Origin of the sequence: Desulforhabdus amnigena (genome assembly GCF_027925305.1) — a bacterium.
In the GTDB taxonomy this organism is placed as follows: Bacteria; Desulfobacterota; Syntrophobacteria; order Syntrophobacterales; family Syntrophobacteraceae; genus Desulforhabdus; species Desulforhabdus amnigena.
Genome location: NZ_BSDR01000001.1, coordinates 859436 through 877483, shown reverse-complemented (window position 1 = coordinate 877483; position 18048 = coordinate 859436). Strand labels below are relative to the sequence as shown.

Annotated in this window: 17 protein-coding genes; 3 read left to right on the top strand and 14 right to left on the bottom strand. The window is 49.1% G+C overall.

The genetic code is table 11. The features are described 5' to 3' along the window. Position 1 precedes the first annotated feature (1 nt). The 7 genes from QMG16_RS03905 to QMG16_RS03875 all read right to left on the bottom strand — a co-directional run bounded on the left by QMG16_RS03905 (position 2) and on the right by QMG16_RS03875 (position 8220). Positions 2–1480, bottom strand: a complete 1479-nt coding sequence (locus tag QMG16_RS03905; RefSeq protein ID WP_281792366.1) for a two-component system sensor histidine kinase NtrB — start codon at positions 1478–1480, stop codon at positions 2–4. Between the two features lie 305 nt (positions 1481–1785). Continuing rightward, positions 1786–3156 carry a replication-associated recombination protein A gene (locus tag QMG16_RS03900; RefSeq protein ID WP_281792365.1) on the bottom strand — a complete coding sequence of 457 codons (1371 nt, stop codon included), beginning with the start codon at positions 3154–3156 and terminating at the stop codon, positions 1786–1788. A 289-nt stretch (positions 3157–3445) separates the two neighbouring features. After that, complete coding sequence (locus tag QMG16_RS03895; RefSeq protein ID WP_281792364.1) at positions 3446–4147, bottom strand: ABC transporter ATP-binding protein; 702 nt, start codon at positions 4145–4147, stop codon at positions 3446–3448. Continuing rightward, positions 4140–4913 carry an ABC transporter ATP-binding protein gene (locus tag QMG16_RS03890; protein ID WP_281792363.1) on the bottom strand — a complete coding sequence of 258 codons (774 nt, stop codon included), beginning with the start codon at positions 4911–4913 and terminating at the stop codon, positions 4140–4142. The genes QMG16_RS03895 and QMG16_RS03890 overlap by 8 nt, the downstream gene beginning before the upstream one ends. Positions 4914–5017: 104 nt before the next feature. Next, positions 5018–6049 carry a branched-chain amino acid ABC transporter permease gene (locus QMG16_RS03885; protein ID WP_281792362.1) on the bottom strand — a complete coding sequence of 344 codons (1032 nt, stop codon included), beginning with the start codon at positions 6047–6049 and terminating at the stop codon, positions 5018–5020. A 12-nt stretch (positions 6050–6061) separates the two neighbouring features. Beyond that, positions 6062–6955: a branched-chain amino acid ABC transporter permease gene (locus QMG16_RS03880; protein WP_281792361.1), complete on the bottom strand. Its 894-nt coding sequence runs from the start codon at positions 6953–6955 to the stop codon at positions 6062–6064. Positions 6956–7089: 134 nt separating this feature from the next. After that, positions 7090–8220: an ABC transporter substrate-binding protein gene (locus QMG16_RS03875; RefSeq protein ID WP_281792360.1), complete on the bottom strand. Its 1131-nt coding sequence runs from the start codon at positions 8218–8220 to the stop codon at positions 7090–7092. Positions 8221–8760: 540 nt separating this feature from the next. Here QMG16_RS03875 and hpnA point away from each other — a divergent pair. The 3 genes from hpnA (at position 8761) to QMG16_RS03860 (ending at position 11748) form a co-directional block, all read left to right on the top strand. Further along, positions 8761–9750 (top strand): hopanoid-associated sugar epimerase, encoded by a 990-nt coding sequence (gene hpnA, locus QMG16_RS03870; protein ID WP_281792359.1) that lies wholly within the window; start codon positions 8761–8763, stop codon positions 9748–9750. Positions 9751–9893: 143 nt separating this feature from the next. After that, positions 9894–10889 (top strand): adenosyl-hopene transferase HpnH, encoded by a 996-nt coding sequence (gene hpnH, locus QMG16_RS03865; RefSeq protein ID WP_281792358.1) that lies wholly within the window; start codon positions 9894–9896, stop codon positions 10887–10889. Beyond that, positions 10882–11748 (top strand): carotenoid biosynthesis protein, encoded by an 867-nt coding sequence (locus tag QMG16_RS03860; RefSeq protein ID WP_281792357.1) that lies wholly within the window; start codon positions 10882–10884, stop codon positions 11746–11748. Before hpnH ends, QMG16_RS03860 begins: the two co-directional genes overlap by 8 nt. On the opposite strand, the gene QMG16_RS03855 is transcribed toward QMG16_RS03860, so the two are convergent. The 7 genes from QMG16_RS03855 to QMG16_RS03825 all read right to left on the bottom strand — a co-directional run bounded on the left by QMG16_RS03855 (position 11740) and on the right by QMG16_RS03825 (position 17899). Then, positions 11740–12564 (bottom strand): phosphorylase family protein, encoded by an 825-nt coding sequence (locus tag QMG16_RS03855; RefSeq protein WP_281792356.1) that lies wholly within the window; start codon positions 12562–12564, stop codon positions 11740–11742. The two genes, QMG16_RS03860 and QMG16_RS03855, sit on opposite strands and share 9 nt — an antisense overlap. A gap of 90 nt (positions 12565–12654) precedes the next feature. Further along, positions 12655–13740, bottom strand: a complete 1086-nt coding sequence (locus QMG16_RS03850) for an Mrp/NBP35 family ATP-binding protein (protein WP_281792355.1) — start codon at positions 13738–13740, stop codon at positions 12655–12657. A gap of 75 nt (positions 13741–13815) precedes the next feature. Continuing rightward, positions 13816–14817 (bottom strand): pyridoxal phosphate-dependent aminotransferase, encoded by a 1002-nt coding sequence (locus QMG16_RS03845; protein ID WP_281792354.1) that lies wholly within the window; start codon positions 14815–14817, stop codon positions 13816–13818. 199 nt (positions 14818–15016) lie between these two features. Then, positions 15017–15781 (bottom strand): MBL fold metallo-hydrolase, encoded by a 765-nt coding sequence (locus QMG16_RS03840; RefSeq protein WP_281792353.1) that lies wholly within the window; start codon positions 15779–15781, stop codon positions 15017–15019. A gap of 47 nt (positions 15782–15828) precedes the next feature. After that, positions 15829–16074: a rubredoxin-like domain-containing protein gene (locus QMG16_RS03835; protein WP_281792352.1), complete on the bottom strand. Its 246-nt coding sequence runs from the start codon at positions 16072–16074 to the stop codon at positions 15829–15831. A 431-nt stretch (positions 16075–16505) separates the two neighbouring features. Next, positions 16506–17342: a glycerophosphodiester phosphodiesterase gene (locus QMG16_RS03830; protein ID WP_281792351.1), complete on the bottom strand. Its 837-nt coding sequence runs from the start codon at positions 17340–17342 to the stop codon at positions 16506–16508. A gap of 62 nt (positions 17343–17404) precedes the next feature. Beyond that, positions 17405–17899: a PaaI family thioesterase gene (locus tag QMG16_RS03825; protein WP_281792350.1), complete on the bottom strand. Its 495-nt coding sequence runs from the start codon at positions 17897–17899 to the stop codon at positions 17405–17407. Positions 17900–18048 lie beyond the last annotated feature (149 nt).

Below are 18048 nucleotides of genomic sequence, written 5' to 3'. Positions count from 1 at the left end.
ACTACACCGTCTTTTCGTTCTCGGTTTTCAACTCCGGCTGCGAGACAGGCAATCGAATGACAACCGCAGTCCCCTGCCCAGCTTTGCTATCCACCTCGATATACCCATTGTGGCTGTCTATGATCGTCTGAACAATAGCCAACCCGAGACCGGTCCCCTTTTCACGAGTCGTAAAAAAAGGATTAAAAATCTTATTTTGCAGTTCGGGCGGGATGCCAAATCCCGTATCTTCGATACGCACTTCCACCTGCTTCGGACCACTTACATCATTTAGCCAGGCCGATCTGACGCGCAAGGTTCCCCCAGAGGGCATGGCCTGCAGCGCATTGGCCATAAGGTTGAAAAACGCTCTGTAGAGCAATTCCATATCCGCTTCAAGTGTGCAACACCCATTTTGATAATATCTTTCAACGCTTATACCCAACTTAAGGCACTCAGGCTCTATCATTTTTAGATTGCGTTCCAAGATATCTTCAACGCAACACCTGCTGGCCCGAATGGTTTTCGGCCGTGCGAAGTCCAGAAATTCCGTTAAAATATCGTTGAGGCGCGTTGCCTCTTCCACAATAATGGAAGTAAAACGCTTTTGCCGTTCACTTTCAATACGGGTATGAAGCAGTTCCGCAGTACTTCGAATGATCCCCAGAGGGTTTCTGATTTCGTGAGATACCCCTGCGACCATTTCTCCCAGGGCTGCGAGTCGCTCCGCCTGATGCAGGCGATCTTCCAGCTTTTTCTTTTCCGCCGACCTCGCTTCGATGATCTTTTCCGCCCGTGAGGCGAAAAGAAGAATGGTCACAAAGACAATACCCACAAAGACGAGGAAACTGAGAACCACGATAAGCTGAAAGCGGTGGATGAGCTCGTAATCATGGGTCATGTCCTGTATTATTTCAAAGACGCCAAGCACCTTTCCGCGCTTCCAGCTCATGGGCTTTTCCTCCCACATGGGGAAATAAGTCTTGAGCTTGCGTATCCCCCCGCTCCATTCGATGATGCCTAAAAAAGATTTCTTTTGTCCCACCAGGAATGAAACGGATTCTTCCCTCAGAGCACGGTCAAAAACGTTTTCCAGGTTTCCCTTTGTGCCGACCTTGTCGGGTTCCGTACTGTACGTAAGAATCTGTTGGGGATTGTATATATTCACCCTTTCTACCGAAAAACCATGAATCGTGTTTCTCACGACCTTGTCGAGTCGTTCATACTGTGTTTCCCGGCTCAAACGGATCTCGCCGTCGCTGATGAGTGTCGGCAAAGTGAACTGAAAGAAAACTTGGTGATTGAGATTCTCAGCCACTAGAGATGCATATTGTTCGCTCTTGGAGAGCAGTATAGCTTTTACCCTTTGAGAAATGAAACCCGATAGAAAAAACGTACAGACTAGAATAACCATCAGACTGGAGAGCGAAACGTATTTCACCAATTGGAAAGACTGGCCGCCATCCTGGGAGGGAGCCTTGGCCTTAAATATCGAGATCATATATCTCCCGAACGAGTTGTTGCTCTCTGAAAAGACATCCAATAACGGTTGCCGTGAAAAATACACCATCTTCAAGGTCGGAGAATTCCTTTCCCAACACCGCTGCCTGATTTCCAAACCCGACCTATGATTTCCCTGGACGGAGGTGAATTGTGACCGTTCCGGTCATGGGAGTTAATGTAACAATGTCGCATTAACTGGTAACCGAAAACCATTGATTGTCAAGCTCTCACGTAACACGCCACACAATTTTCACTTCCTATCCCTCTGCCCTCTACTTTCGAAAGAACATGCATCACATCATATCATATATTCCTCGGTTGAAATTTGCTGCGTTTTTCCAGCAACTGGCGCCTGCGGGCCAGCAACTGGCGCCATTTTCCCTCCCAGCCTCTTTGAGTCGGATGGTAGAAAAGCGTCCCCGTCAGGTTTTCAGGCAAATACGTTTCCTCAATCCATCCGCTGGGATCATCGTGGGGATAGCGGTATTCTCGCCCGTATCCAAGTTCTTTGAGCAAAGTCGTAGGTGCATTCCGGATATGAAGCGGCACGGGATATGTTCCCGTCTTGCGGGCCATTTCCATAGCTTTCCCAAAGGCTTCGTAGATAGTGTTGCTCTTGGGGGACAACGCAAGATAAACGACGACCTGAGCCAGCGCCAATTCTCCTTCAGGGGTCCCCAACAGTTGATATGATTGCAGCGCCGCGACAGCTTCCACAAGAGCCATAGGATCTGCAAGTCCTATATCCTCGGAGGCCATGCGCACGAGGCGGCGTGCTATGTAAATGGGATCTTCACCCGCATCAAGCATGCGCGCTAACCAGTAAAGGCCTGCATCGGGGTCACTGCCGCGAATGCTCTTGTGCAATGCGGAAATCAAATTGAAATGCTCTTCTCCCCCTTTATCATAGTGAATCGCTTTCCGGAGAAGGGATTCCTGCATGGTCTGGAGGTCGATAACCCGCCCGGAATTTGCCTCTGTCGGAGCGGTAGTCGAAACGGCAGTCTCGAGAGCGTTCAGGACAATGCGAGCGTCTCCACCGGATGCCGCCAAAAGATAATCTTCAGCCTCTTTTGTCAAAGTTGCCGAAAATTTTCCGAGGCCTTTGACCGTATCCTGAAGGCTCCGTTGGATCAAAGACTTAAGGTCTTTTTCTTTAAGGGGTTCCAGCACAAGCACTTGAGCACGGGAGAGAAGAGGCCTAATGATCTCAAAAGAAGGATTTTCCGTGGTGGCTCCCAGGAGAAACAGCGTCCCATTTTCGACATGAGGCAGAAGAGTATCCTGCTGGGCTTTGTTCAGACGATGGATTTCGTCCATAAAGAGCAATGTGTGCTTCTTTTCTCTTACCCATACCGCAAGAGCCTCCTCCACTGCTGCCCGTATTTCACGTGTACCGGCCGTTACTGCCGACAAGGAAATCAGGTGAGTCTGCGTTTGCTTTGCGATAATTCCTGCAAGAGTCGTTTTACCGCAGCCCGGAGGTCCCCACAATATGAGCGACTGCAACTTGCCACTTCGCAGCAAACGATGCAGAATTTTGCCCTCTCCCAGCAAATGGGTCTGCCCCACAAACTCATCAATGGCTACGGGGCGCATCCGTTCAGCTAACGGAGCATGCTCTTTCAATTTTTCCTGGGAACGCTGTTCAAAAAGATTCAATTGTTGAACCATGATCTACCGTAAATATCTATGAATATAAAGTTCAATCCCAATAGACCGAGGTGTTGTTTGATATCATACCCGCAGGTCAAGAGAGAGCGAAAAGCACATCTTACCTTCATCTTCCACATATCTCAGCATGATGGAAATTTCGCACCGTTTTAAATAAAGGACAAGGACGTATCCGATTTAAGTTTTCGAGCTATGAGGGATCAAAAGCAAAAGCGAAACAACGGGCATCAGGAACCTGACTTTTGAATATGAAAGGATGAGAAGAGGAAAGGTTCATTGTTTTTTCGATTCATTCTCCCAGATAAGCCTTGCGGACCCGTTCGTCCTGCAGCAACTCCTTGCCGGTCCCCTCTAGAATGACTCTGCCCGTCTCCAGAACATATGCATAATGGGCCACCTTCAGTGCAGCCATAGCATTTTGCTCCACAAGCAGAATCGTTGCTCCCTGTTCGTTGATCGTCTGAACCGTCCTGAATACTTCTTCCACCACGAGGGGAGCCAGTCCCAGAGAGGGTTCATCCAAAAGGACCAGTTTTGGTTTGCTCATGAGCGCCCTGCCGAGAGCCACCATCTGCTGCTCCCCTCCGCTCAACGTTCCCGTCAACTGTTTGCTTCGTTCCTGCAGTCTCGGAAAGAGAGAATACACCCACTCCATCTGCTCGGCCACCTCTTTGGGCCGTTGGTGATAGGCACCGAGTTCAAGATTTTCAATCACCGTTAAGTTGGGGAAAACCTTACGCCCTTCCGGGCTGATACCGATCCCCCGCTGAATGATCTGGTAGGTATTCAGTTTTATCAATTCTTCATTGTTGAATAATATAGAACCACTACGAGGTTTTTCCAGCCCCACGATCGTTCGAAGTGTAGTGCTTTTCCCCGCACCATTGGCTCCGATGAGTGTAACAATCTGGCCCTGTTCTACATTCAAATGTACCCCTTTGAGGGCATGGATTCCTCCATAATAGACATGGAGATCGCTCACCTTAAGCATTCTTTTCTTCTCCAAGATAAGCTTTGATCACTTCAGGATTCTTCTGGATTTCACCGGGGGTACCCTCTGCGATGGTTATACCGTAATCCAGCACCTTGATCCGTTCACAGAGGCCCATGACAAATTTCATGTCATGTTCAATAAGGAAAATCGTCAGTCCGTATTTCTTGCGCAAACCTCGAACCATTTCAGCCAGTTCCATGGTTTCCAGAGGATTCATTCCGGCGGCGGGCTCATCCAACAGGAGCAGTCGCGGACGCGTGGCCAGCGCTCGTGCAATCTCCAACCGGCGTTGCTGTCCGTAAGCAAGGGTCGAAGCTTTTTCGTTCGCCAGATGCGCCAACCCCATTTCCTGAAGGTAATCAATGGATTCCTCTCGTATGCGGCGACTTTCGTGACGATACCTCGGAAGACCGAACATGGCTTCCCAGAAGTAGGAGCGAAGCTTATGGTGCATGGAGACCATGACATTTTCCATTACTGTCAAGTCATTAAAAAGACGAATGTTCTGAAAGGTCCGCGCTATGCCTCGAGCCGTAATCTGGTGGACTGAAAGTCGAGTTACATTTTCGTCCTGCCATATCACCTCTCCGGAGGTGGGAGTGTAGGATCCGGTGATCATGTTGAAAACCGTGGTTTTTCCTGCTCCGTTCGGCCCGATGAGTCCCACCAACTCTCCCGGTTGGAGAGTCAGGGAAAAGTTATCCACTGCCGTGAGGCCTCCAAACTGCATGACAAGATGGTCTGCCTGAAAAAACGTGCCCATCCAAAACGTCCCTTTATATATTCTAAATTTGAAATAAATGAAATGATAGCAACAAATAGAAAATCCAGGAGCCTGTTTTATCCTCTCAGCCGCATCCTTCCATCTCACTTCTGATGCCTGCCAAAAAACCAATCCCAGTTGAATTCATTTCTGCCCATGATTCCGCGCCGCACAAAAATAATGACCACCATGAGAATCAAGCTGAAAATCACCATGCGCATGCCGGGAATGCCGGGAATGGTAAAAAAACCAAAATTCATGGGAGCTTCAACGATTCGCAATGCCTCCCCTCCCCATGCAAAGAGCATCGCTCCGATTATGGCACCCGTAGTGCTGCCCAGTCCTCCCACAACAATCATGATGAGCAGGTTGAAAGTAAGAAAAAATGTAAAAAGGGTCGGAGAGATGGTAGTGATCAAATGAGCCAGCAGGCCGCCACTCACCCCCGAAAAGAACGCGCTGACGAGAAAAGCCAGCAGGAGATGCCTGAACGGATCGATCCCCATGGCCCGTGCAGCGATCTCATCGTCTCGAATCGCCTTCATGGCCAGTCCATAGCTGCTGTTGATGAGACGGGTGATCAGAACAATGGTGACCACCGCCACCCCCCACGACCACCAAAGGTTTGTGAATGGTGAAAGACCCTTCAATCCCAGCGGTCCGTTGGTCACTCCCTGCAGTGCATTGCAGAGAACGCGAATGACTTCGCCAAAACCCAGCGTTACAATAGCAAGATAATCGCCTCGCACTCGAAATACGGGAAAGCTGATCAAAAATGCGAAAATAGTGGCCATGACGCCTCCAGCCAGAACCGAAATGACAAAAGGTGCGTGCAGTGAATTCAAAGGCCAGATGAGAGGTTGAATGATGTAGTTCATCTGTTTTTCAAGAGGACTCATGGTTAGAAGCGCAGCAGTATATGCTCCAATAGCGATAAAAGCGTTGGGACCCAAGTGCAGTATTCCACAAATGCCGTTAATCAAATTATAACTGACGGCAAGAGTTACAAAAATGGCCATATTGTTCAGAATGCGCACATGGTAGTCCGAGCCGTATTGATCGAAAAGATAAAGGATGCCAAACAAGAGGATAAGACTGATTCCATTGAGTAAAAGATTTCGTTTCTCCCTGTTCATTCTCTCTATTCCTTAACTCTTATCGATGATGGGCTCTCCCATGATGCCCGTAGGCCGAAAGAGCAAAACAAGGATCAAAATCACAAACGCGAAAGCATCACGGTACTGGGCCAATTCGGGTACGAAAGCCACGATGAGAATTTCTCCTAGCCCAAGGAGGAATCCCCCCAAAACGGCTCCCGTGATATTTCCAATTCCACCCAGTACAGCGGCGATAAAAGCCTTGAGCCCTGGAAAAACTCCCATGAACGGGTTTACCTGGGGATATTTCATCGCCCACATGATTCCACCAGCCGCAGCCAGCATCGATCCCAGAAGAAAGGTGATAGAGATGATGCGGTCCAGATTGATTCCCATGAGGCGGGTCGTTTCAAAGTCCTTGGATGCTGCACGCATGGCCTTTCCCACTTTTGTTCTGAAAACAATGTAGAGAAGCCCGAAGAGCAAAACCAGCGTCACGATGGGGGTGTAAAGCGTCAGAACCTGAATGCGAAGTCCGAAAAGGGAGATCACTTTATCGAAAACTTCGGGGCGTGGAAAAGCTCGTGGAACACCACCGATAAAAACGAGAGCCAGGTTTTCAAGGAGAAAGGAAGCTCCGATGGCAGAAATGAGAAGAGAGATGCGGGGCGCATTCCGGAGCGGTTTATAAGCGGCGCGGTCCAGAACAATTCCCAGTACGCCCGTGACGATAATAGCCAGGGGGAAACTCAAGAACCAGGGAAGGGCCGAGAGGGTGGTGGCATATATGGCAACGTAGGCCGCAAACATCAAGAGGTCACCGTGGGCGAAATTGATCAGGCGCAAAATACCATAAACCATTGTATAACCGACAGCTACGAGCCCATACAAGCTTCCCAGGGAAATCCCATTGATTAACTGTTGAAGAAAAATGGTTGAAGTCACGCAGAAAACCCTTCTTTAAAAGAAAATTACTCTAACGAAGAGCCGAAAAAAAAGGCAGGGTGCATATTTTGCCCCTGCCCTTTTTGCTATGTGGAGATTCCGTTTCGCAACAAAGATCTCATCGATCTTCAAGACTAGGGATTGATAGTCGTTACGTAAACGAATTTTCCATTTTCAACCTTATTGATGACCATGCTCTTGATGGGGTTGCCATTTTCTCCCATAGTAAGAGTGCCGGAAACGCCCTTGAAATCTTTCGTGGCCGCCAGAGCATCCCGAACCTTGGTCCCATCCGTCGAACCGGCCCGTTTGATGGCATCTACCAGCAGAAAATATGCATCCGCCCCCAAAGCCCCAAATGCATCCGCATCCTTCTTGTACTTCTCTTCATAACGCTTGATATATTCCTTTGCACGATCGGTCGAAGCGGCCTGTTTGTGAAAATGCGCCGTAAAATACATGTTTTCAACGGATGCGCCGCCGATTTCGATCAATGCATCCGCCTGAGCCCCGTCACCTGTCAGGATCGGCTGGTTGATTCCGAGGTCTCTGGCCTGTTTGGCCATAAGAGCGTCTTCAGTATAGTAGTTGGGGGCATAAATGATGTCAGGCTTGGTGGACTGGACAGCAGACAACTGAGCGGAAAAGTCCTGGTCTCCTGTCTGAATGTAGGTGGTGGAGACAATTTTTCCACCTTGCTTTACAAACTCTTTAACAAAAAAATTGCCCAGACCGACACAGTAGTCCTGGGCGATATCAATGATCACAGCGGCGGTCTGCGCCTTGAGTTCACTACGGGCAAATCTGGCTGCGACTTCACCCTGGAAGGGATCGATAAAGCAGGCACGGAAGGCATAATTCTTGCCCTGATTGACAAGAGGATTGGTTGCCGTGGGACTGACGGAAGGGATTTTGGCCGCTTCAGAAATGGGATTCCCCGCCATGGTATTGCCGCTGATGGCTTCCCCGAGCACTCCAACCACTTTTTCCTTTTCCACGAGAAGAGTCACGGCATTGGCGGCTTCGATCTTGTCGCTTTTGGTATCGACAAGCATCACTTCTACCTTCTTACCCAATACTTCAGGTTCCATCTCCTTGGCAATCTGGATACCCGACCACTCCATATCCCCGTAAGCCGCCACAGAACCCGTCATAGGCAGATAAGCACCCAACTTGATGACATCTTCCGCCAAAACCGGCATAGAAGAAAATGAAAAAAGAATGGATATTACCACCAAGAGCGTCAAGACATTTTTCTTCCCCATCACTGCCCTCCTAAGTGAAGTTCCAATTTTGTCCCTGCCGAAACCGTTCAGCTTCTAAAAAACGTACTATATGGACACCTTGCACTTTAATTGCATGCTATTGTCTACTCTAGGCTTTTTTTTCTGTCAACGAAAAAGGACCGGCTGGATTTTAGCCGAAGTCGCACGACTCCATCCGGATGCTGCCTAGAAAAGGCTTCGATGGTCCATGGATGCAGAAAGTTCATCAACATAAAATGACTGGAATAAGATGCGGGATTTGGATATGAACATAGCTTTGCACCGGAGAAAATCATCTTCAGGCGGATGCTTCATCCCTCATCCTTCCTTGACTGGTGGTCACAAGAGAGACGAAAAAGGATATGTTTCTGAACAGGAAAATATCGGTTCCACCTTTGGACTCAAATCGATAAGATCTTTGTTCTATCGGCACATGGATACACAAATTCATCGGAACTCACATTGCAGAGAACCTTTGATTTTGCTATATGGGTGATGGCATTTTCCATGACAGGTGAAATGGAAGAGGAAGATTGACTTATGGCAACAGCGCTTGTGACAGGAGCAACCGGATTCATCGGGGGGCATATTGCCCTTTTGCTGGTTGAAAAAGGCTGGCAGGTCCGTGCCCTCAAACGTGAGAATTCACGCCCCGCGTTTTCTTCCCATGTGGATATAGACTGGCGCGTGGGCGACCTGAGAAACCCTGCTGAGGTGTTCAGGGCTCTCGCCGGATGCGATGCAGTTTTCCATGTGGCTGCAGATTATCGCCTCTGGGCCAGAAATCCCAAAGAAATATATGAAAGCAATGTGCGTGGAACGGTCAATGTTATGGAAGCCGCACTGGCCGCCGGAGTGGACCGGGTGGTTTACACAAGCAGTGTGGGCGCTCTCGGACTGAATCCCAACGGTGCGCCGGCCAATGAAGAAACCCCCGTCCGGCTTGAAGATATGGTGGGCCATTACAAGAGATCCAAATTCCTTGCCGAACGCGAAGCTGAAAAGTTTCTTCCACGTGGACTGCCCCTCGTCATGGTTCATCCGAGCACTCCCGTGGGTCCCGGAGATCACAAGCCGACCCCTACGGGTAAAATCATCCTGGATTATCTGAATGGCAAGATGCCTGCTTATTTGAATACCGGCCTCAACCTGGTTCACGTAAAGGATGTGGCCCAAGGGCACCTGCTGGCCATGGAAAAGGGGCATGTCGGTGAAAAATATATCCTGGGCAATCAGAATCTTACTCTGGAGGAAATTTTCAAACTTTTGGAAAAGATTTCTGGAATTCCAGCCCCACGAATACGTTTGCCCTATGTTCCCATATTGATCCTGGCCTACGTTTCCAAAGCGCTTTCGGTTGTCACAAGGAAGGAACCGGTGATCCCTTTCGAAGGGGTCAAAATGGCGCGGAAGTATATGTTTTTCGATCCCAGCAAGGCGGTCAGGGAATTGGGCCTTCCCCAAACTCCTGTGAAGGAAGCTCTCACTGAGGCCGTCGACTGGTTTCGGGAGAACGGGTATGTATGCTAACAACTGATGAGCATACAAATCAGGGGTTAAGAGAACAAGAACAACAGGACTCCGTTTGACTTTATTCCTTGCCCCCTATTTTTTGCCCTTCTCTCCCTTATCAGATCACTTACAGCAAAGAGTCCAAGAAAGTTGAGTTCACCATGCGTTTTCCCATAAGTCTTTATGCTTCCATGACCGGTTATCTCATGAAGAAAAAATTTCAGGGAGACGACCACTACCCTCTGGTATTGATGCTTGAACCCACTCACCGCTGCAACCTTACCTGTTCGGGATGCGGGCGCATTCGCGAGTATCATGACACGCTTCATAAAGAAATGACCCTGGAAGAGTGTCTGCAATCCGTAGATGAAGCGGGAACGCCGGTCGTCACCGTCACGGGTGGTGAACCTCTGCTCTATTCCCATATTCAGGAACTCATCAAGGAACTGCTCGTCCAAGGCAAGCACATCTACTTCTGTACAAACGGGATTCTTCTCGAAGAATCCCTTCACCTTTTCCGGCCTCATTCCCATTTTACATGGAATGTCCATTTCGATGGAACCGAACCCATCCATGACCACATCATCTGCAGGAAAGGGGGATTTCAGAAAGCCCTGGCAGGGGTCCGGGCCGCCAAGGCGAAGGGGTTCCGCGTCAGTACCAACACTACCGTATACCGCGAATCGGATGTTCAGGATATCGAGAAGCTCTTTGTGCAATTGACTGCGGCCGGAGTGGACGGAATTCTGGTAGCACCCGGATTCAGCTATGAAGATGTCAATGGGGAAGTCTTCCTGACACGGCAGGAGATCATGGACAAATTTCGAACGATCCGCACATGGACAGATCGCTTCCCCATCATCAGCAATCCCATCTACCTGGATTTCCTGGTAGGTATTCGCAGCCTGCACTGCACACCATGGGGCAATCCTACGCGGAATCCCCAGGGTTGGAAGTCCCCCTGCTATCTCATTACAGACACGCATTATCCCACATTTTCCGAACTCATGGAAAAGACAGACTGGAATTACTATGTTTCTGGAAAAGATCCCCGGTGCTCGCAATGCATGGTTCACTGCGGTTATGAACCCACCGTCGTTCGCCAAATGACCGGAAAGGATTTGCTTCGCATGATCAAGTGGAACATCAATGTCTGATTTTTTTTATCTGCTCATGGGGACAATCGCCCTGCGCCCCTACGTTTTTGCATTCCTGACGGTCTATATTATCGCTGCCGCCGCTCATTTAGGGTGGCGGCGGGCGCTCCTTTTCATACCGATCGGATACTCCATTGCATGGATCTCGGAATTTTCTTCGATCCACTGGGGTTTTCCCTATGGTGACTACTATTACATTACAGATACCATCCACAGGGAGCTATGGGTGTTGGGAGTCCCTTTCATGGATTCCCTCTCTTATGTGTTCCTCTCTTATTGCAGTTATTCCATGGCTCTCTTCCTGCTCAGCCCCGTTCTTTTTGCAAGAAAGAATGTTTTCATTTTGGAAACGCATCGCCTGAGGCGTTCCTGGCAAACCCTAGTATTGGCGTCATTTCTTTTCGTATTTCTGGACATCATTATCGATCCCGTTGCGCTCCAAGGATACCGCTGGTTCCTGGGGCAAATTTACGGGTACCGACACCAAGGACTCTACTTCGGAATCCCCATGAGCAATTTCGCCGGCTGGCTGGTCGTGGGATTTGCCATGGTTGCAGCGCTCCAAAGGCTGGATCGCTACGAAATTTTGGCTCCTCAAAATCCTTCCCGTTTTCAGAACATTCCCGGTATCAGCCTTCTGGGTCCGATCCTTTACGTTTCCGTCCTGATCTTTAATCTTTTAGTAACCTTCTGGATCGGCGAACGACTCCTGGGGACTGTGGGATCCCTCCTGCTGTTTTTTCCCGCCCTTCTCGTCTTCTTTTTTACCCTTTACAAACAAGAGCACATCACTGCGGGAGATATTGAACGCCACTCGACCGAATTTCCGCATTCCCGTGTGAAGGCGCCATTACCTTGATTCCTCTTTCAGCTGGATCGAAGATAGGATTTCAGTCAGTTCGTATAGGGGAAGACTTAGAAAAGAACTCAAAAGACCGGCAATTCGCATCGCAGCGAGACGCGATCGCCGCCACGAAAACCAGAAGGATTTCATGAGACCAGGCTTTGCCGCCACGGTTCTCAACACCTTCAGCGTTTGGACTTGACCGTCGCCGTTCGTAATGGACCCCAAATCGAAATCGATTTCATCTTCATCTCCGTCGCTCACTGTCCGAAAGCACAAAAAAGGAATACTGTTCTTGAGAGTGAATTCAGCGGCAAAATAGCTTTCCATATCCATGAGAGAGGGAACTTCTCGAAGCAATTCGAGAAGAGGAGCTTTGGGTTCCGGCCTTTGTGCCGTAAGAATCCGGACCAGGGCAAAATGGTTTTCATGAATGAAATGCTGCAAAGTAGAGGGTACCTCGAGAATGAGTTGAGAACCGCTCCTATCGGAATGCAACGAGTCATGCAGAAGATTGAATCGATTTGCGAGAAATGTTTGTCCGACTTTCAATTTTTTATGCAGACTGCCCGCAAAGCCAAAAGATACAATGAGATCCGGTGTGTACCTTTCTTGGACCCACTTCAATGCGTCTAAAATTCTGCTCTTCCCCATACCGGTTTCCACCAGCATGAAGTCTCTGTCGGAATGAACCCGAATGAAATGTCTGAAAGGGCGTGCCGAAACAGAGCGCCAGGGACCGCTCAATTTCTGGAAAGGACGATACTCTTGAGGCAGGGCTGCAAGCAGAGCGATATGTGCGTAGCGTTTCCCGTCTTGAATACTGCTCATCGTCTATAAACCGTGAGCCTTTTTCATCTAAATGCAGCAGAGTTTAATATTCCCATCGGCCTATCCCTTGTATTACTAACATAACATGAATCATTTTGGATCGGAACGAAGACTTTGCCCGGCAGCGTCGGCGGGTTTACTGAAAGAAGCTGCCAATTGTCTGGCAATCTCTTTAAATACAATGCTCGTTTCAGAATCAGGCGAATCGATTATGCCTGGTCGTCCCTCATCCTCCCCTCTTCGAAGGTCCAGGTCAATGGGAATCTTTCCCAGAAGGGGGATGTCCATCTGTTGTGACAGTCTTTCTCCCCCTCCTGCGCCAAATATTTCTATCTTTTCATCCGAATGAGCACACTTGAAATAAGACATGTTTTCTACGATACCGAGGATGCTGATATCCATCTTTTTAAACATGTTGATTGCTTTCTTTACGTCCGCCAAGGCCACTTCTTGGGGCGTGGTCACCACTACCAATGAAACGGTGGGAATGGATTGAGCGACGGTAATGGATGGGTCACCGGTGCCGGGAGGCAGGTCGACCACGAGGTAATCCAGTTCGCCCCACATCACGTCGTTGAGCAACTGTTTGACAGCTTTCCCCACCAAGGGCCCGCGCCAGATCAGAGGATGACTTTCTTCCAGCAGAAATCCGAAAGACATGACCTTCAATCCGAACTTTTCAAGCGGCACAATCATTCCGGCTTCCGATTGAGGCTTTTCAGAAAGACCCATCATGACGGGAATGCTGGGTCCATAGACATCCGCATCCAACAACCCTACTTTAAAGCCCTCGTTTTTCAAAGCCAGCGCAAGGTTGAGTGCAACAGTAGTTTTTCCGACTCCACCTTTGCCGCTGGCTACTGCAATGAAGTGTGCCGTTTTCTCGATTCCCTTCAATGGATGCTTCGGAAAAAGACGATGCAATTCCTCTTCGCTCATCGCGGTCAGCGCCACCTCTACTCGAGAAACGCCGGGGATCTTTTCGATCGCTTCTTGAGCTTTTTTCACGATTTTTTCCTTCATGGGACAGCGCAGAGTCGTGAGAGCAAGGGTGAATTTTACTTCGCCATCGCTGATCAGTATATTTCTAACCATTTCAAGCTCTGTGATGCTCTTTTTCAGCTCTGGATCCAATACGCTATCGAGGGCCTCTCTGACCTGGTTTTCTGTAACCATCTGCTCCTCCATTTTCCTCGGAAAGAGGATTCAACACGGTTTATAATCGGTTCATTGCCGTTTTATCGAGATGCTCTATAGAAGCTCCCTCAGAACCTGAAGAAAACGTGCGTTGTCCTCGGGCAGTGCAGTGGTCACGCGCATGAAGCCAGAACCGAGTACAGGGTCGTTCAAGGGCTTGATAAAAATGTTTCGTTCCCGCATTTGCCTGGCCAGATCAGCAGCGTTGTAGGGGGCGAAGTCTGCGAGGAAAAAATAGGTTTCAGTGGGATAAGTCTGCACGCCCAGCGCCTCCAGATCACCGGCAAGGCGTCTCGTCCAGTCGCGAAGATCGATCACCCGCTTCTGGATTTTATCTTCGTATTGGAGAGTGGCCAAAGCTGCAGCCTGGCTGGGGCGAGCCAGAGGGTAAGCATCGTTGTGGATGTTCAGATCGTCAGCCAGTGGTTCAGGCAGAATAGCATACCCCACCCGGAAGCCAGCCAAACTATGAGCTTTGGAAAACGTTCGAGTCACCAGCAGATTGGAATAGCGAGGAACCATATGCGCTACAGAATTTCCGGTCATGCCAATGAACGCCTCATCCACCAGGAAATGAGTAGCGGGGTATCTTTTGAGCAGATCCGGCAACGGTGTCAGATCAAATGTACCTCCATTGGGGTTGTTGGGATTGACGATCACCATCATCGTAGTGCCGTCCGGTACTTCAAGGGTGGCTAGGTCGAAGCTGAATCCATTTTCCGGTGCCAGTCTCGTTTCAGTGTAGCGCTCAGCGATTTCAGGGAACAGTGGATAGGTGGGAGTCAGCAAATGAACTCGGCGTCCGAAGCGGTCGAACAGTTGTCGCAGGATCAATTCTGAACCGGCGTTGATATGGATCAATCGCTGGGGTATGCCGATCTTCTCGCTGATAAGCCTTCGTAAGGGTTCCGAATAGGGTTCTGTGTAATAGTTGCTGTGAGGCACTTCAGCCTGTGCGGCTACGATGGCTTCTTCAATGGGCGGTAAGGGATTTTCGCAGAGCAGCAGTTTGATCCCCTCGAAACCGCTACCGCCCTTTTCTGATAGAGATATCACGTTGGTCCTCTCTTCCTTATTTTCACTCCAAAGCTACAGACCGTCCTTTCGCACGATACCGGCAGATGCAATCTTCTGCAGCTTTCTCACGTTCAAAAAGCGAAGAAATTCTTAGACCGCAAGGAAAAATCGAGACTTTTGATCATCATGCAGGAACGCCCTCCTGCAACCGTGCAATGATCAACCATTGCGAGCAGAACTATGGGCTCACTTCTATCACCGCACCACAGCCACCCGTTATAAAATTGTGGCCCCAGACCTCCCGAAAGCGGGCGATGGCCTCGTCGCCTGTGCAGTGGCTCGGGGCCACATTCTTGACGCCAAGTTCCCTGAGGGCTTGAAGGTGCTTGGTGATCTGAGAGGGACTCATGCCCATCATATGGAATCCACCCATCGTCAGGTAGACTTCTTTTTTCAAGTAATTTTTTGCCTGTGTGACCATATGAACCACGCCGGGATGGGCACACCCCGTAATGACCACAAGCCCTTTAGGGGTGTTGAGAATCAGGGCCTGTTCCCTGATCCCATTTCCCATCTCGCCCGTGGAATGAACCCCTTTCAACAATTCCTTTGGTTCCTTTACTGCAATAACCCTGGCGCCCAGGTCCATGATCTTCTTTTTCAAAAAATCGGGAAAAGAATACGGCATGAAGACTGAGACATTCGGATTCTCAGCCAGGAAAGCTTCCAGCCCGCCAGTGTGGTCCATGTGAATGTGAGATAAGACAACGGCATCAATAGATCGTGGATCGATACCGACTCGATGCATATTGGCAAGAAGTTTCTCACCGTCACTGCCGGTATCAAAAAGAATATTCTGATCAAACCCTTCTATTACACAGGCGAATCCCCAGCCCGTCCGGAGTTGAGGAGAGAACGGGATATTATTGAAGATGACGGAGATACGGCAAACAGTGGGGTTTTCTTTTTCAGTATTCGCGAGAGCGATGGTGCTGAACATCATGAGCAGTAAGCTCCAAGGCAAAAACCACACCCACGAGCGGGCCGGCCTCATAAGCGTGGATCAATATTTTGAGGACCACCACATTCCGGAGTGTAACAGGTAACGTTTTTAAAATTAGCCGTCTTGCCGCAGTTAGGGCAAGATTTTGGGTAAGCCGGTGCAGTGAAGGTGTATCCGCATTCGCCACATTTCCAATAGGTCAAACCGCAATTGGGACAGATATCTCCAGTAAATTGCCCTGAAGCGCTGTAACCACAATGGGCACAAACATATTTTTTTTCTTCTTGGCTCATTTCGCTCTCCTTCTTGTTTGTTTCTTAATCTCCCTTGGACGTCGGCCACAACTCAGCGGACATCCATTTCCCCTCGATTACCGATCCGAAAAGCTGCAAGAAGCCGCTTTACCTCACATTTAGTATAATAACCCCTCTTTGTAAAAACAGCTGCCAAATCTAACATTTATTGTAGCAAAGATAGTGCCGGCCAAAAACCCAAAGCAACTCCTCGTTTGAGACTGCAAGCCACGGCAAATATCATTCGACATTCTCATTATGATTTCGAGGCAAAACGAACCCAATAAAACGCAATAAAGATGCAAAATGTTCCCTGAGATCTCGGTTCTTCTGAGAAAACGACATGCAGTTGGATTTACCGGCATCCATCCTCTTTCATTTATATCTACACACTTCTTTGGGCTACAAGTAACTTTCGTCCAGGACCGGTCTCAAGAGACAATACGAGCCAAATTTTGTGGAAAGTCCGTGAATAATCCGCTGACACCCGCATCCATGAGATCCCGCATGGTTTGTTCATCATTGGCTACCCAGACGAGTACATGATACCCCTCTTGCCTCAGTTTAGATATTTCATGCAAGGTAACAGTATGGAGCATGGGATGGTAGGCTTGAGCCCCCAGTTTTCGAACCAGAGCCTCGGGGTTGGGGTGGGGAAAAGATACCAGTACGCCCAAAGCAACTTCGGTGTGCAGAGACCTCGCACACTCGAGATAACCGTGATTGAATGACGAAATGATGACCCGGTCCGCCATGTTCAGATCTTTTACAAGGGAGACGACTTTATAGACTATTTCAGACTCGGAATGGGAATTGCCCAAATCCTTGATTTCAACGTTCACCAGCCAGTCGTGTTCGAGGGTGAAGGTCAGGGCATCTTGAAGAGTGAGTACCGGCTCCCCCTGATAGGTTTTCGCCTCCTGGAGGGATAAAGCCCCTGAAGCTATTTCTCCAAACGGATCCTGCTCTACGAACCAGGAACCGAAATCCAGGTGCTGCAGCTCTTTCAGGGTGAAGTCATGTACTCGCCAGGGACTGCGGGAAGGATAAATCGCCTTAACGTTGGATGTACGATCCAGGGTAAGATCGTGCACTACAATGAGCTCACCATCCAGGGTCATTCCTACATCCAGTTCCCACATATGAGCACCTACCTGCAGGGCTTTGCGAGCTGCAGCCAGGGTATTCTCCGGCGCCAGCGATCGAGCTCCCCGGTGAGCGATATTCAAAACGGGATGACTGAAGATCCTGGATGAGTCGGTGGGCATGCATCATCTCCGAAGGCTCACAAAAAGCATCAAAAAAAGGAGCCAAAGAGGAAATACATCCATCATGCAAGCAACTGCTCAATCTCCCCAAAGAGTCTGATCATGTCATTCTTGTAAGCTTCAGGGAGAATGTTGAGGCGCTTTTCCGGTATAAAAGCCATGTCTGCCTTCGCTGTAGCAAGCTTTGTCCCTTCGGCGTCCAGAAGAGTTCCCTGCACGGAACACCCGCGGGGCAGGTTCAAAGATTCTATTTCTCCTATGGCGGTCAGGGGAGTATTCACTGAAACGGGCCTCAGGTATCGCACCTCAATGCTGCGTGTGACGAAAAAAACCCTCTGAAATGCAATGACCGTCCAGCCCATGATTTCGTCCAGGATCGTGGAAATGATCCCTCCATGTGCAATGTTTTCCCAACCCACATGGTGCCCTGTTAAAGAAAGATCGGATCGAACGGTATTCCCCAAACAATAGAAAGACATATTCAGTCCCATGGGATTATCCGTGCCACAGGCGAAACAATAATACCCTTGCGGCTTGGGAATATCTATTTTTTTCAATTCACTCTCCATTACATATTCATCCTCTAAGTTTATCCTGAAAGGATCGTCGAGATATCAGGGGCTCTCGACAATGCAAAATCATTTCAAAACATGCAATGACTCAAATGTGTTTTTGATTTGAACTCCTTTTGGAGTACGACCAACAC